This window comes from Bradyrhizobium sp. S69 (genome assembly GCF_009766005.1).
In the GTDB taxonomy this organism is placed as follows: Bacteria; Pseudomonadota; Alphaproteobacteria; order Rhizobiales; family Xanthobacteraceae; genus Bradyrhizobium.
In genome coordinates, this window is record NZ_LMUK01000023.1 from 25,241 (window position 1) to 40,631 (window position 15,391).

The window sequence follows — 15,391 nt, forward strand, 5'->3', positions numbered from 1 at the left end:
ATTGCTTCGTCGCTTCGCTCCTCGCAATGACGGAGTTATGTACGTCAAGCGACGCGCGCGGCCTTCGCGACGGCGGTCAAAGCCCCGCCATCGATTCCGCGCTGGGCCGTCAGCATCGCGACGATCTCGGCATTGGGCCGGGCGTGGCTGAACAGAAAGCCTTGCCCCTCATGGCAGCCCTCGGATCGCAGGCAGGCCAATTCGGCTTCGGTCTCGACGCCTTCAGCGGTGATGGTGACGCCGAGGCCAACGCCGAGGCTGATGATCGCCCGCACGATCGCCTGGGCGTCGTTATTGGTCCCAAGACCGCGCACAAACGATTGGTCGATCTTGATCTTGTCGAACGGGAAGCTGCGCAGATAGCTCAGGCTCGAATAGCCGGTGCCGAAATCATCCATCGAGATGCGCACCCCGAGCGCACGCAACGCATGCAGCGTCGCCAACACCTGGCTGCTCTTTTCCAGCAGCAGCGTCTCGGTGATCTCGAGTTCCAGCCGCTTGGCCGGCAGGCCGGATTGCTTCAACGCTTCCATCACCACCGACAACAGATTGCCGGCGCGGAATTGCAGCGGCGACAGATTTACCGCGACCCGGACGTCGTCCGGCCAAAGTACGGCGTCCATGCAGGCACGGCGCAGCATCAGGCCGCCGAGCGCATTGATCAGGCCGGTCTCTTCGGCCACCGGAATGAATTCAGCCGGCGAAACCATGCCGCGTTCGGGATGCGGCCAGCGCACCAGCGCCTCGAAGCCGGTAATGCGTCCGCTCGAAAGATCGATCAGCGGCTGATAATACGGCCGCAGCACCTCGCTTTGGATCGCGTCGCGCAGATCGATCTCGATCTTGCGACGGCCTTGGGCGCGCGCGTCCATGCCGGACTCGAAGAAGCTGAAGGTGCCGCGAGAATCGTTCTTGGCGCGGGAAAGCGCCATATCGGCGTGTTTGAGCAGTTTCTCGGACTCCTCGCCGTCGCCGGGCGCCATCGCAATGCCGATGCTGGCGCCGATCACGACGGAATGGCCATCCAGCAAATAAGGTTCGCCGATCGCCTCCAACAGCCGCCGCGCCAGCAGGACGGCATCTTCCGGCCGGGCCAGCCCGCTCTGGATGATCGCGAATTCGTCGGAATTGAGCCGGGCGAGCGTGTCCTGCTCGCGCAGGGTCGATCGCAGGCGCTTGGCGACGCTGCGCAACAGCTTGTCGCCGACACCATGGCCAAGCGTGTCGTTGACCGCCTTGAAATTGTCGAGCCCAAGCATCAGCACGGCCATCTTGTCCGAACTGCGCCTGGTATGCTGCAGCATCTCATCGATCTCCTGGCGCAGCAGGCCGCGGTTCGGCAGCCCGGTCAGGCCGTCGTGCTGCGCCATGAAGGCGAGCCGCGCCTCGGCGCGCTTGCGCTCGGTGATGTCCATCAGCGACAGCAGCACGGCGGGTCGGTCGCCATACACCAGTTGCCGCGAATAGATCGCCAGATCGATCAGGGCGCCGTCGGCCCTGACATGTTTCCAGGTGCGGGCGGTCAATTCGTCGCTCGAATGGTCGCCGGCCCAGGGCGGTTGGGAGTCGAAGGCCTGCACGTTGCCGATGGTGAGCTTTTCGAATTCCGCGCGGCTATAGCCGTAATGCGCGATCGCCGCGTCATTGACGCCCAGGATGCGCTCGTCGTCCAGCGCGCAGACGATCATCGGAACCGGATTGGAATCGAACAGCAGCCTGAACGAAGCCTCGCGCTGCTTCAGTTCGGTGATATCGACGCGCAGGCCGATGACGCCGCCATCCTCGGTCAGCCGTTCCTCGATCAGAATGCAGCGGCCGTCGGCGAGCACCTGCTCATGGCGTTCCCCGGGCTGATAGAGCCTGGTGAGCCGCTCGGCGATCCACGCTTCCTCGCGGCCGATCGCCTCGGGATAATCGCCGCGCTCGACGCCGATGCGGATAGTATCTTGCAGGCGCGCGCCCGGCTCGAACAGGTCGGAGCTGCGGCTGTAAATCTCGGAATATTTCTTGTTCCAGAGAATATAGCGGCCGTCGGCATCGAGAAACACGATGCCCTGCGGCAGGATGTCGATGGCCTGGCGCAGCCTCTCGTGGGATGTCCGCGCCTGCGCAATGGCGGCCGCGGCCTCGGCGCGCATGCGCACGGTCGCGCCGATCTCGGAAACCGGGAGCTTGCCGCGCTTGACCGGCGCGCGGACTGCAATCGCCGCGCGCTTGAGCTTCCTGGTTTTCTTCGTCTTCTTCGGCCGGCCTATCGGCATTGTCGCGCCCCGCTCGCATTCTGCGTGGTAGTTCTCCGACAAGTAGCTGAAAAATTGGTATCTTCTGCCTCCCGATGATCGCGGCGCCGACTTTTCGGATGGCGGCCGGATGCCTTCTTGTGCCTGTTAAACAGGCGAATTCGCGCGACACGTGTGGGATCGCGCCGGCGCACCGGCTCGGGCTGCAACCGCGCAGGGCAAAATCCACCGCGTTGCATGATCGATGTTTGATGCCGGCTGCGATTGCCCAATGAATGCGCGGCGACATCGACGTCGCGCCCGAAGATTCGACAATCATCGACAGGGTTATCGGACGGTTAAGGTGCCGCGCCCAAGGATGCTGACAAGCGTGCTAGTTCGATATCTCGATGCGCGTGTTACGCGGTCCGCTGTGCTCGACCAGCGCGAACAGCGCCGCGGCATGCGACGGGTGTAGCCGGACGCAGCCATGAGAGGCGGGACCACCGAGCTGCGAGATGTCGTTGGTGCCGTGAATGGCGAAGCCGTAATAGAAGAAGATCGCATGCGGCATCGGCGCATTGTAGTACTTGCGCGAGAAATAACGCCGCGCCATCGATTGCGGATGGAAGGTGCCGTTCGGCGTGCCGTAGCCGTCGCGGCCGGTCGAGACCGGCCAGTTGTAACGCATCGAACCATCGACGCTCACCGCCATCCGCTGCGCTGACTTGTCGATCTGCACCACGACCTCGGCCCGCGCCGGCGTCAGCGCCAATCCCGACAACAGAACCACGACTGAGGCCAAGGCCGCGAATATCGGCCGTATTGACGCTAGTCTTTGCACGATGACGCCCCCGACACCTGAAAACTCAGCCGGAGTCATCATCTGATTTTCAGATGGTTGTTGTAAATAGCGATGACGGAAGGCGGGCACCCACGTGCCGTTAGGCTTAACCTGCAGCGACCGCGCGCGAGACGCATTCCCGGCGACGCGCCATCGTGCCGATCAAGCGATTGCGACCGGTGCCATCATTCGCGCCGGCTGTTTACATGCTAGGCTCGGGCCATAGAGTGACCCCATGAACCCACGCCTGATTCTGATCCCCCTGGTGATCGCAGCCTTTGTCGCCAGTGCCGGCGCCGCATCGGCGCAGGACAAGGGCACCCTCGATCCAAAGCCGCTGCCGCCGCTGGCCAACCCCAACGATCCCACGGTCGGCGCCAAGCAATTGTTCGGCCGCAAGATCCTGCCCGCGGCGATGCCGACGCGGGTGATCGGTTTCTATTCCAAAGGCTGCATCGCCGGCGCCGAAGCGCTTCCGATCAATGGCGACACCTGGCAGGTCATGCGGTTGTCACGCAATCGCAACTGGGCGCACCCCGACATGATCGCGCTGTTGGAGCGGTTGTCGGCCAAGGCGCACAAGGATGCCGGCTGGCCCGGGATCTTGATCGGCGACATGGCGCAGCCGCGCGGCGGTCCGATGATTACCGGGCACGCCAGCCACCAGATCGGGCTGGATGCCGATGTCTGGCTGACCCCGATGCCCGACCACCGGTTGTCGCGCGAGGAGCGGGAGGACAAGTCGGCGGTGATGATGGTGCGTTCCGACCGGCTCGATGTCGACCCGAAAGTCTTTACGCCGGGCCATCTCGCCGTGATCCGCGACGCCGCCCAGGAGCCGCGGGTGCAACGCATCTTCGTCAACGCGGCGATCAAGAAGGCGCTGTGCCGGGACGCCAAGGGCGATCGTAGCTGGCTGTCCAAGATCAGGCCGATGTACGGCCACGACTATCACTTCCACATCCGCATCACCTGTCCCGCCGACGCCAAGCAATGCGAGCCGCAACCGCCGCCGGCGGACGGCGAAGGCTGTAGCGCGGCCGACTTCGCCTACTGGTTCCAGGATTCAGTGATTCATCCGAAGCCGCCGACAGAACCGCCGAAGCCAAGCCATCCGATCACGCTGGCACAATTGCCGCCGGATTGCCGCCAGGTGCTGGCGGCGCCAGACGCCAAGCCATGAAGCGGTGCAAAGGGTCGTTTCAAGGGTGGTTTCAGGGTGGTTTGATTGGGCCTGGAAACGCGGTAATATGCCTGATCGCCGCGCCGTAAGCGCAGGCGAAGCTTCGGATCAGGGCTACTGGTCTTAATCTATTCCCGATCAACGGACGGCGTCGTTTGACGGCCGCTGTCGTGTCCAGGAAATATTGAAGGATTCATCATGCGCATCAGTGCACGCAACCAGCTCAAGGGCACCGTCGTCGAAGTGACGAAGGGTGCGACCACCTCGCACGTTCGCGTCGATATCGGCAACGGCCAGATCGTCACCTCCTCGATCACCAATGAAGCGGTCGACGAATTGGGCATCAAGGCCAAGGGCCATGTCACCGTGGTGGTGAAGGCTTCCGACGTCATGATTGCGGTGGATTGAACATGCGACATGCTCTGCTGATCGGTTTTGTCGTGCTTGGTTCGACTTCCGCATGGGCCGCGGAAGAGCCGAGCGGCTGCGACAAGTTCAAATGGCCGATCGAGCATGAGCGCGCTGCACTGACCGCGCCGGACCGAATCAAGCTCGCGTCCGGCGCGGATGTCGCCGCGGTGCCGGCCACGGGAATCACGTTGGCGTTGCTGACGCCGGCCGAGGCCAAATTGCCGACCCCGCCCGAGCGCGCGCCCAAGGATGGCACCTTCGCCGGCTTCACCAATTTCAAGAGCGCGCCGAAGGCCGGTCTCTACACCATCAGCCTGTCGGCGGGTGCCTGGATCGACGTGGTCCAGGACGGACACGCGCTGAAGCCCAAGGGTTTTAGCGGCGCCACCGATTGCGACGGCATCCGCAAGACCATGAAATACGAACTTTCGGCGAGCCCGTTCGTGCTGGAAATCAGCGGCGCCAGGGAGAATGCCGTATCGGTGGCGATCCTGCCGTCCGAGTAGACGAAGGAAGCCTTTTAGGCTCACCCTCAGCCTGTTATATTTTGACCGCGATATCCCGATCGGCCGTAAGCCTTTCGGGATTGACGGAAGGTGCTTCCGTTTGTCGCAGGCCGTTATTTTCAACGCCCGGTTTGCGCGCGCTTGGCGCCGCGAACGCGGATGGGAGCACCCACATGCATCGTCTTGCCGGAATTTCTCTCGTTGCCTTCACGATCCTGTTCGGATCGCTCTGGTCGCCCGCCCAGGCGCAAGACAAGAGCGGCGATAACAGTCTCACGGTATTCGCCGCAGCTTCGATGAAGAACGCGCTCGATGAAGTCGACGCGGCTTACACCGCCAAGACCGGCGTCAAGATTTCGGCGAGTTATGCCGCGAGTTCGACGCTGGCCAAGCAGATCGAACAGGGCGCGCCGGCCGACGTGTTCGTTTCCGCCGATACCGACTGGATGGATTACGCGACGGCCAAGAAGAACATCAACGAGCCGACCCGCGTCAATCTGCTCGGCAACAGCATCGTGCTGATCGCCCCGAAGGACTCCAAGATCGACAACGTCGCGATCGGACCGGGTTTCGATCTTTCCAAGCTCGCCGGCGACGGCAAGATCGCGACCGGCGACGTCAAGGCGGTCCCGGTCGGCAAATACGCGCAGGCCGCGCTCGAGAAGCTCGGCGCCTGGCAGGCGGCGGCGCCGAAATTCGCGATGGCCGAGAGCGTGCGCGCGGCGCTGGCGCTGGTGGCGCGCGGCGAAGCCGTGCTGGGCATCGTCTATTCCACCGACGCCAAGGTCGAACCCGGCGTCAAGATCATCGGCACCTTCCCGGCCGATTCGCATCCGGCGATCATCTATCCGGTCGCGGCGACCTCGACTGCGAAGCCGGATGCCACCGGCTATCTCGCCTTCCTGAAGACCTCGGCGGCCAAGGCGATCTTTGAGAAATACGGGTTCACTTACCTCGTCAGCCCGACGACGTAAGACGTGCTCGACATCTCCCCGACGGAGTGGACCGCGATCCTGCTGTCGCTCCGCGTCGCGACCATCGCGACACTGGTAGCGACACCGATCGGGATCGGCGTCGCGTGGCTTTTGGCGCGGCGCGACTTCTGGGGCAAGGCTTTCGTCGACGCGCTGATCTATCTGCCGCTGGTGCTGCCGCCGGTGGTGACCGGCTATCTGCTGCTGCTGACCTTCGGCAGACGCGGCCTGGTCGGTGCGTGGCTGGCGGATCATCTCGGCATCGTGTTGGCGTTCCGCTGGACCGGTGCGGCGCTGGCCTGCGGCGTGATGTCGTTTCCGTTGCTGGTGCGCCCGATACGACTGTCGATCGAGGCGGTGGATCGTAGGCTGGAGCAGGCCGCGGCGACGCTCGGCGCGGCGCCGTGGCGGGTGTTCCTGACCGTGACCTTGCCGCTGGCGCTGCCCGGCGTGCTGGCCGGCATGGTACTCGGCTTTGCCAAGGCGATCGGCGAGTTCGGCGCGACCATTACCTTCGTGTCGAATATTCCCGGCGAGACCCAGACCATTTCGTCGGCGATCTATTCGCTGATCCAGACCCCTGATGGCGACACCGCGGCGTTGCGGCTGGTGCTGGTTTCGATTTTCATCGCCACCGCGGCGCTGCTCGCCTCCGAATTGTTCGCGCGGCGCGCCACGCAACGGCTGCATGGGAATTGATCATGCTGCGGGTCGACATTGCCAAGCAACTCGGCGACTTCACGCTGGAAGCCGATTTCACCAGCGAAGGCCGCGTCACCGGATTGTTCGGCGCATCGGGCGCCGGCAAGACCTCGCTAATCAACATGATCGCGGGCCTGGTGAAGCCCGATCGCGGCACCATCGCGCTCGACGGCGAGACGCTCGACGACAGCGCGGCGGGCGTGCATGTTTCACCTCATCGCCGCCGCATCGGCTATGTGTTCCAGGACGCGCGGCTGTTTCCGCATCTCGACGTCCGCGCAAACCTCGACTACGGCCGGCGCATGAACGGCCTCGCCGACGATCCGGCGCAGCGCCAGCGCGTGATCGAGCTGCTCGATATCGGCGGACTGCTCGATCGCCGCCCCGGCAAGCTCTCCGGCGGCGAGCGGCAGCGCGTCGCCTTCGGCCGCGCGCTGCTGTCAAAGCCGAAGCTATTGTTGCTGGACGAGCCGCTGGGCGCGCTCGACGAGGACCGCAAGCGGGAGATCCTGCCCTATCTGGTGCGGCTGCGCGACGAAGCCGGCATTCCCATGGTCTATGTCAGCCACGACGCCGCCGAGTTGCGCCAGCTCGCCACCCAGATCGTGATGCTGAAAGGCGGCCGCATCACCGCATTCGGCGGGGTCAAGGTGTTGACGCCGTAGTGCCTGTCACGACTGGCTCATCTTGTTTTTCCTTCTCCCCTTGTGGGAGAAAGTGCCTTCGCCAACGGGTCGGCGCGAAGCGCCGCCCGATGACAGGCTCCGCGAAGGCGGATGAAGGGTCGCAACATAACGAGAGGCCGTGACCCCTCACCCGTCTCGCATCTTCGATGCGAGCCACCCTCTCCCACAAGGGGCTAGGGGAAAAAAGTATCGCTGCGACTGCTAAGGCGTCCCTCTAAATCCCCGCCACCGACGACCAGATCTCCGACAGCTTGCGCTTGAATGACGCCCTGCGTGTTTCGGGCACCGGCTTGTCTTCGTCCTCCGGCAAACGAAGACCGACCACGTTGACGCGGCCGCCGCCGATGTTGCGCGCCACCAGCACGATGATGTCGAGCGTCAGCTCCGCACCTTCCTTCGGGGCGTGATCGAGATGGATGTCGAAATAATCCGCCAGGGTCAGCTTGAGGTCGTCGTCATTGGCTTTCACGCCATAGATCTCGGCGAGTTCGCCCAGCGTGTGTTCGGCGGAGACGGTGAAATCACCCAGAAGATGCGGATCGGGCGCCGAGCTCGGCAGCATGTCGACAAAGAAGCGATCGAGCGCTTCGGCTTTTTCCGGCGGCGCCAGCAGATAGATATAATCGCCGGCGGCGACGGGATCGGCCTCGACCGGCGAGAGAATGCGCTGGTCGCGGATCACCAGCGTCGGCTTCGACCAGGACGGAATCAGCCCACGCTTCAGATACAGGCTTTTCGGACGCACCGGATAGCCGACCAGTTGCTGTTCGAGCTGGCCCGGCAGATCGAGCTCGACCCGCCGCGGCCCGCGTTCGGCGCGCGGCAGCGCCACATGCAATCGCCGCGCGGCCGCGGCCAGGGTCCAGCCCTGCAGCAACAGCGAGATCAGGACGACGACAAAGGCGACATCGAAATACAGATAGGCTTTTGACAGCCCCACCAGCATCGGGATCGAGGCCAGGAAGATCGCGACCGCGCCGCGCAGGCCGGTCCAGGCGATGAAGACTTTTTCTCGCCAGTTGAAGCGAAACGGCGCCAGGCACAGGAACACCGCGAGCGGCCGCGCCACCAGCATCAACACCAGCGCGACACCCACCGCCGGAATGACGCTGCTGACCAGCCGTTGCGGCGAAACCAGCAGGCCGAGCAGCACGAACATCACGATCTGCGCCAGCCAGGTCGCGGCATCGAGAAACGTCACCACCGAATTGTGCGCCCGCGTCGGCCGGTTGCCGATGATGATGCCGGCGAGATAGACCGCGAGAAATCCCGAGGCATGGGCGATTTGCGCGCCACCGAAGATCACCAGCGCGGCGGTGGCAACGAAAGGCGCATGCAGGCCCTGCGGCAACGCCACGCGATTGAGCCCCAGCACCACGAGACGGCCGCCGATCACGCCGACGATGGCGCCCAGCACCGCTTCCTGGGCAAATTCACGGGCGACATGCCAGAACGAACTGGAGCCGCTGGAGATCAGCTCCACCAGCATCAGGGTCAGAAACACCGCGAACGGATCGTTGGTGCCGGATTCGACCTCCAGCGTCGCGCCGACCCGCGGCCGCAGCCGCAAGCCCTGCGCATGCACCAAGAGAAACACCGCCGCCGCATCGGTCGAGGCCACCACCGCGCCGACCAGCAGCGCTTCGGTCCAGTTCAGGTCGAGCGCATATTTGGCAACGGGCGCGGTGATCAGGGCCGTCAGCAACACGCCGACCGTCGCCAGCACCATCGACGGCGCCAGCACGGCGCGGATGCTTTGGAAACGGGTCTTCAGGCCGCCGTCGAACAGGATCAGCGCCAGCGCCACCGAGCCCACCAGATAGGTGGTGCGCACATCCTCGAAATTCAGGCGGCCGGGCCCGGCATCGCCGGCGAGCATGCCGATCACCAAAAACACCAGCAGCAAGGGCGCGCCGAATCGCAGCGCGAGCAGGCTCGACAGGATGCCGGCCATCACCAGAACGGCGCCGAGCAGGATGGCGATGCTGACCGAGTCGAGGGAAGCCATGGACGCTCGCAAATCACGGTAAATAGCTGCAACTGCATCCTTATCGTCGCCACACAGCGACGCCAAGGGCATTCGAGGCGATTTGCGCCGACGGCGACAATGTGCCCATGGACGAGGTCTGACCGGCTGGCCTTGCGATGTCGTTGCGATGGCATCGCGCCCGTGATTGTGGGAACCTGCCGGGCATTCGAATCGAGAGATGAGACTTCGACGATGGAAATGAGCGACATCCTTGATTTCCTGCATTCGGCCGCGCGATCGGTCGGCGCCGAAGTCACATCGCAGTGGTTTTACTTGCAGCTCGGCCTGGTGATGGCCGGCGCCGGAATATCCCTGGCCACCGGCACGGCGATTCGCGCCCATACCGACCAATCGACGCTGGCGAAGGACTGGCCGGCGGCGCTGCGGATGATGCTCCGCGTGCTGGTCATCTATTCCTCGACCGCGGTGTTCGCGGTGCTGATGCGGCTGGCGCGCTTCGTCATGGTGGCATCGACTTGGCCGAGCCGCAGCTATTTGCTGGCGATCTCCGCCAAGCTTGCGTTCGCGTGGCTCGCGATACGTCTGGTCACCTCGGTGATCCGCAACGAATTCATCGTTCGCCTGGTGTCAATCACGGCGTGGCTGGTGGCGGCGCTGAGCATCATCGGCCAGCTCGACCCCACGCTCGACGCGCTCGACTCGGTGTCGATCGCGTTCGGCGGCCTGCGGCTGACCCCGCTGTTGGTGATCAAGCTCGGCGTGATGCTGTCGGTGGCGCTGTGGCTGACCAATATCGTCAGCAACTTCGCCGAGACCGAAATCACCCGCTCCGGCGATCTGACGCCGTCGATCCAGGTGTTGCTGGTCAAGATCGTCCGGCTGGCGCTGATGGCGCTCGCGGTCGCGATGACGTTGAGCGCGGTCGGCATCGATTTGTCGGCGCTGGCGATCTTCTCAGGCGCGGCCGGCGTCGGCATCGGCTTCGGCCTGCAGAAGATCGTCGCCAATTTTATCAGCGGCATTATTCTGTTGGTGGACAAATCGGTCAAGCCGGGCGACCTCGTCACCATCGGCGACAGTTCGGGGCGCATCAGCGCGATGAAGACGCGCTATATTTCGGTCGCCGCCGGCGACGGTCGCGAATTCCTGATCCCGAACGAAGATCTGGTGACGCAGAAGGTCACGAACTGGACCTACACCGACAAGAACACGCTGGTGAAGGTCAATTTCGGCACCAATTACGACGCCGACCCGCGGCTGGTCTGCAAGCTGGCCGCCGAACTCGCGGCCGGTACGCCGCGCGCGACCAAGGGCAAGATTCCGAACTGCATCCTGACCGAGTTCACCGAGGCCGGCATGAAGTTTTCGTTGACGTTCTGGATCGCCGACCCCGACGGCATGGACAATGTGAAGAGCGAGGTGATGCTGTCGCTGTGGGACGCCTTCAAGCGCGAAGGCATCCGCGTGCCCTATCCGGTCCGCGAAATCCGGATCCGCGGCGGCGCGCTGCCGGTGGATAACACGGTGGTGGAAGTTCCGACCTGATGCCGTTCCGGTGCATCACGGATGCCTTCCGGAAATAGAAGCCGGGGCTATCCGCGCGCTTCCTCTCACCTCTCCCCGGCGGGGAGAGGTGAAGGGAGGTCGCGGCAGATTCGATCAATAATCATCGGGCTCTAGAGAAGAAATCAGACGGAAATTGGCTCAAAATCGGCCCGGGCGGGCGCCGGTTCTGTCAGGCCAAAGCGAGATGTCAAGCCAACCCCGGCTTAACCTTGGCTTGCACTGCTCGCTCCGATCATTAAATTAGACGGTTCAAATCCCCTTTGTGGCCTTCCAGAGCCCTGCCCGCCAAAGCATGATCCGCCCATGAGCTACGTTGAAGCCTCCGACATCCCCTCCCGCAAAACCGGGCAGATCAAGTTGCATGGGCCAAGCGGCTTTTCGGGCATGCGCAAGGCAGGCGCCATGGTCGCCAAATGCCTCGATGAATTGACCGACATCGTCAAACCGGGGCTGCCGACCTCCGAGATCGACGAATTCGTCCGCGATTTTGCCTTCCGGCATGGCGCCTATCCGGCGACCCTGATGTATCGCGGCTATCGTTATTCGACCTGCACCTCGATCAACCATGTGGTCTGCCACGGCATGCCCGGCGACAAGGTGCTGAAGGACGGCGATATCGTCAATGTCGACGTCACCTTCATCGTCGAGGGCTGGTATGGCGATTCCAGCCGGATGTATGCGATCGGGGCGATTGCCCGCAAGGCCGAGCGGCTGATCGAAGTAACCTATGAATCGATGATGCGCGGCATCGCCGCGGTGAAGCCCGGCGCCACCACCGGCGATATCGGCCACGCCATTCAAAGCTTCGTCGAGCCGCAGGGCATGAGCGTGGTGCGCGACTTCTGCGGCCATGGCCTCGGCCGCATGTTCCATGACGAGCCGAACATCATTCACGTCGGCCGGCCCGGCGAAGGCGTCGCGCTGAAGCCCGGCATGTTCTTCACCATCGAGCCGATGATCAATCTCGGCAAGCCGCACGTCAAAATCCTGTCCGACGGCTGGACCGCGGTGACCCGCGACCGTTCGCTGTCGGCGCAGTTCGAGCATTCCGTCGGCGTGACCGCGACCGGCGTCGAGATCTTCACGCTGTCGGAACGCCACGGCGAAAAGCAGATCACCACGGCGTAAGTTTTAGCCGGCCGGCTTCACGCGCAGCATTTCCAGCAGGGATTTGAAGGCGCGGCCGTATTCGGCGCCGGCTTTGGCGATGTCGCTGCGCCCGGCGCACGCCACCGCAGCCTCAGTCACCGCGCCGAGCAGCAGGCGCGCCAGCGGCTCGACCGGTTGCCTGGCCACCAGTCCGGCTTCCATCGCGGCGGCGAGCGCATAGGGGATCTGGCCGCCGAAATGCTCCATGTCGATTTCGCGCCAGCGATCCCAGCCGAGCACCGCCGGACCGTCGCGCAAGATGATCTGACTGATCGGCTTTTTGGCGCAGGCGGAAAAGTAGAACTGCGTCCCCGCCGCCATCGCGGCGAGAATATCCTTTTCGGCCATCGCGACGCGTTCGATCTCGGCGGCGAGATCGACTGAGACCGCGGCAAACACCGCCTCGAACAGCGCTTCCTTGGTCTTGAAGTGATGATAGATCGCGCCTTTGGCGACGCGGGCTGCGACCGCGATGTCGTCGACGGTCGTATTTTCAAAGCCGCGGTCGCCGAACAGATGGCGCGCGGTTTTGAGAATTGCCGCCCGCGTGGTCGCCCGCCTCTCGGACTGTGTCGCCATCGGCTCTTCCTACAATCATTCCCAAATCTTTGCCAATCCGGATCGCCGATTGACTTACCGACTTGTGGTCGGTATATACCGACTATTGGTCGGTTTATGGAGAGACGCGATGCCAAGCAGAGCAACGGTTGACGCCTTCGTGGCCCTGGTCGAATCCGGCGACTATGTCGGGGCGATCGAGCAATTTTACGCGGCCGACGCTTCGACCCGCGAAAACAACGGAGCGCCGCGGGTCGGCCGCGACAATCTGATGGCGATCGAGCGTCACGTCATGGCAGCCCACAAGCAGATCGACGCGCGAAAACTGGCTCCCGTGCTGATCGACGCGGACACGGTCGCGATTGTCTGGAGATTCGAATTTACCACGCTGCACGACACCATGCGCACGATGGAAGAGGTCGCGTGGCAAAAGTGGCGCGGCGAGCAACTGCTCGAGGAGCAGTTCTTCTACGACCCGCAGCAGATGCTCGCTGAAAGGCCCGTGGCGCGGCAGGAGGCCGCGACCGCCTCGTAAGGCGTTTTCATGCGAAGTACGTAGGAAGTAGCGAGTAGCCCGGATGAGCTCTTTCGATATGCGGGACCTGGAGACCCGGATATCGCAAGGGCTCATCCGGGCTACATCCTACATCTGTGGCCGCGTCTATTCCGAATCGGTTGCGAGATAGATCAGGGCCGCGAGCGGCAGTGCGATGCCGATCCAGGAAACCAGCGCCCAGCCGCCATTGGCATAGGCCCAGCCCCCGATCGCCGAGCCCGCGGCCCCCGCCAGGAAGAACGTCGTCATATAGAGCCCGTTGAGGCGGCCGCGGGATTCGGCGCCCTGCGCGAACAGCGTGCGATAGCCAAGCACGACATTGGCCTGCACCCCGAAATCGATCGCGATCGCGGCGATCACCAGCACCGCCATCGACAGGGTCGAGCCGAAATCGACCAGCCGCGTCAGCGCAAAGCCGCCCGCGGTGAGCAGCATCACCGCCGCCGTCGCCGGCCGTGTCCATCCACGGTCGGCGACGCGGCCGGCGAGCGGTGCCGCGATCGCGCCGGCGACGCCGGCCAGCGCGAACATCGCGATCCCCCGCTGCGTCAGATGGAAGGCGGGACCCGCCAGCAGCAACGGCGCGGTGGTCCAGAACATGCTGAACACGCCGAACAACGCGGCCTGATACAGCGCACGGCGCCGCAGCACGACATTGGTTCGCGCCATGTGCATCATCGATGCCAGCAACTGACCATAGCCGAGCCGCGCCGTCGGCAAGCGCTGCGGCAGCATCCGATGCAGCACTACAGCGAGCAGGATCATACCGCAGGCGGACACCTTGTAGACCGCGTGCCAGGACGAGGCGGCGGCGATGAAGCTGGACGCCGGGCGCGACAGCAACACGCCGATCATCAGGCCGGTGGTGACATTGCCGACGACGCGGCCGCGAATCTCGGGCGGCGCCATGTGCCCGGCGTAAGGGATCAGGATCTGCACCGCGACCGAGCCGAACCCGATGCACAGGCCCGCGATCAGAAACGGCAGCGGATGGGTGACGAACGCCGCCGCCAGCAGCGCCAGCGCGCCGAGGCTCGTGATGCCCACGACCAGACGGCGATTTTCGACGAGATCGCCGAGCGGCACGATCAGCAGCAGGCCCGCGCCGTAACCAAGCTGGGTCACGGTCACGATCAGGCCGGCCGATTGCGGCGACAATCCCAGATCCGCGGCGATCGGGCCGATCAGCGGCTGCGCATAATAGAGGTTGGCGACAATCAGCCCGCAGGACATCGCCAGCAGTATGGTCAGCCAGTTCGAGAGGATGTCGGGCGGGCGCGGCAGTTCAGAAGCAATCGTGGTCACGCAGGGTCTCCATACCGGATATGAGGGAATGCTCATGTTGCGAAATGAGCAAAAGACAAAATGAGCGGAATTCAGGTCAGCAACTTCATCGCGATCTCGATCGTGATGGATGGATCGGGAGGGGCGCGACCCGCCTTGCCGACGACACGCATGCCCTGGGTCAGATAGACCATCACGCGCGCGGTCTCCTCCGGATCGACCCCTCTTGGAACGGAGCTGTCGAGATGACCCTCGCGGACCAGCCCCGCCAGCAACGCCTCGTTGTTGGCGAGGCTGGCGCCGACGCGCGCCGCGACTTCGCGGTCGAAAATCGCGAGTTCGACAGCGCTGCCGACCACCAGGCAGCCACGGCGGCCTTCGACACCCCTGGAGGATTCGAGATAGAACGCGAACAAATCGCGCAACCGTTCGCGGGCCGATTTTGCCGCGCCGGCAACCTGTTGCATCTGCGCGGTCCGCAGCAAAGTGTAGCGGTCGAACGCCGCGAGGAAGATGTCGCGCTTATCCTTGAAAGCCTTGTAGATGCTGCCCGACGCCAGCCCCATCGCATCCGTCAGGTCGCCGATCGACGAGGCGTGATAACCGCGCTCGCGAAACACCCGGATCGCGCCGTCGAGCGCCTCTTCCATATCGAACTCGCGCGGGCGCCCGCGAACCGGGGCGGCATGCGAGCCAGCTGTGACCATCTTGATCATCACCGCGATATAGGGAACGATCATTTCCTATTCAAGTCACAGATGCG

At 63.8% G+C, this 15,391-nt stretch carries 15 protein-coding genes; 9 read left to right on the forward strand and 6 right to left on the reverse strand.

Going from position 1 to position 15,391, the window contains the following annotated elements; all coding sequences use genetic code 11:
• Positions 1-44: 44 nt before the first annotated feature.
• Both GSQ88_RS07370 and GSQ88_RS07375 read right to left on the reverse strand, forming a co-directional pair.
• Positions 45-2,261: a putative bifunctional diguanylate cyclase/phosphodiesterase gene (locus GSQ88_RS07370; protein ID WP_159006728.1), complete on the reverse strand. Its 2,217-nt coding sequence runs from the start codon at positions 2,259-2,261 to the stop codon at positions 45-47.
• 352 nt (positions 2,262-2,613) lie between these two features.
• Positions 2,614-3,024 carry a L,D-transpeptidase gene (locus tag GSQ88_RS07375; protein ID WP_246735113.1) on the reverse strand — a complete coding sequence of 137 codons (411 nt, stop codon included), beginning with the start codon at positions 3,022-3,024 and terminating at the stop codon, positions 2,614-2,616.
• A 274-nt stretch (positions 3,025-3,298) separates the two neighbouring features.
• Here GSQ88_RS07375 and mepA point away from each other — a divergent pair, with 274 nt between their 5' ends.
• The 6 genes from mepA (at position 3,299) to modC (ending at position 7,504) form a co-directional block, all read left to right on the forward strand.
• Positions 3,299-4,246 (forward strand): penicillin-insensitive murein endopeptidase, encoded by a 948-nt coding sequence (mepA, locus tag GSQ88_RS07380; RefSeq protein ID WP_159006730.1) that lies wholly within the window; start codon positions 3,299-3,301, stop codon positions 4,244-4,246.
• Between the two features lie 198 nt (positions 4,247-4,444).
• The gene (locus tag GSQ88_RS07385) at positions 4,445-4,654 is read left to right on the forward strand and encodes a TOBE domain-containing protein (protein ID WP_159006731.1); all 210 of its coding nucleotides are present in this window, start codon (positions 4,445-4,447) and stop codon (positions 4,652-4,654) included.
• Between the two features lie 2 nt (positions 4,655-4,656).
• On the forward strand, positions 4,657-5,163 hold the full coding sequence (locus GSQ88_RS07390; RefSeq protein ID WP_159006732.1) for a hypothetical protein: 507 nt from the start codon (positions 4,657-4,659) through the stop codon (positions 5,161-5,163).
• 173 nt (positions 5,164-5,336) lie between these two features.
• Positions 5,337-6,137: a molybdate ABC transporter substrate-binding protein gene (modA, locus tag GSQ88_RS07395; RefSeq protein ID WP_159006733.1), complete on the forward strand. Its 801-nt coding sequence runs from the start codon at positions 5,337-5,339 to the stop codon at positions 6,135-6,137.
• 3 nt (positions 6,138-6,140) lie between these two features.
• Entirely contained in the window at positions 6,141-6,836 is a 696-nt protein-coding gene (modB, locus tag GSQ88_RS07400) for a molybdate ABC transporter permease subunit (protein ID WP_159006734.1), read from the forward strand.
• A 2-nt stretch (positions 6,837-6,838) separates the two neighbouring features.
• Positions 6,839-7,504: a molybdenum ABC transporter ATP-binding protein gene (modC, locus tag GSQ88_RS07405; RefSeq protein WP_159006735.1), complete on the forward strand. Its 666-nt coding sequence runs from the start codon at positions 6,839-6,841 to the stop codon at positions 7,502-7,504.
• Positions 7,505-7,739: 235 nt separating this feature from the next.
• Here the strand turns inward: modC and GSQ88_RS07410 are convergent, their stop codons facing one another.
• Entirely contained in the window at positions 7,740-9,533 is a 1,794-nt protein-coding gene (locus tag GSQ88_RS07410; protein WP_159006736.1) for a potassium/proton antiporter, read from the reverse strand.
• A gap of 213 nt (positions 9,534-9,746) precedes the next feature.
• Between GSQ88_RS07410 and GSQ88_RS07415 the strand changes: the two genes are divergently transcribed.
• A complete protein-coding gene (locus tag GSQ88_RS07415; protein WP_159006737.1) occupies positions 9,747-11,060 on the forward strand; it encodes a mechanosensitive ion channel family protein in 1,314 nt (437 codons plus the stop codon).
• Positions 11,061-11,384: 324 nt separating this feature from the next.
• A complete protein-coding gene (map, locus tag GSQ88_RS07420) occupies positions 11,385-12,209 on the forward strand; it encodes a type I methionyl aminopeptidase (RefSeq protein ID WP_159006738.1) in 825 nt (274 codons plus the stop codon).
• A gap of 3 nt (positions 12,210-12,212) precedes the next feature.
• Here map and GSQ88_RS07425 read toward each other — a convergent pair whose 3' ends face one another.
• Positions 12,213-12,809: a TetR/AcrR family transcriptional regulator gene (locus GSQ88_RS07425; protein ID WP_159006739.1), complete on the reverse strand. Its 597-nt coding sequence runs from the start codon at positions 12,807-12,809 to the stop codon at positions 12,213-12,215.
• A gap of 109 nt (positions 12,810-12,918) precedes the next feature.
• On the opposite strand from GSQ88_RS07425, the gene GSQ88_RS07430 reads away from it, so the two are divergent.
• The gene (locus GSQ88_RS07430) at positions 12,919-13,323 is read left to right on the forward strand and encodes a nuclear transport factor 2 family protein (protein WP_159006740.1); all 405 of its coding nucleotides are present in this window, start codon (positions 12,919-12,921) and stop codon (positions 13,321-13,323) included.
• 126 nt (positions 13,324-13,449) lie between these two features.
• On the opposite strand, the gene GSQ88_RS07435 is transcribed toward GSQ88_RS07430, so the two are convergent.
• Positions 13,450-14,649 carry an MFS transporter gene (locus GSQ88_RS07435; protein WP_246735115.1) on the reverse strand — a complete coding sequence of 400 codons (1,200 nt, stop codon included), beginning with the start codon at positions 14,647-14,649 and terminating at the stop codon, positions 13,450-13,452.
• Positions 14,650-14,720: 71 nt separating this feature from the next.
• A complete protein-coding gene (locus GSQ88_RS07440; protein ID WP_246735117.1) occupies positions 14,721-15,368 on the reverse strand; it encodes a TetR/AcrR family transcriptional regulator in 648 nt (215 codons plus the stop codon).
• Positions 15,369-15,391 lie beyond the last annotated feature (23 nt).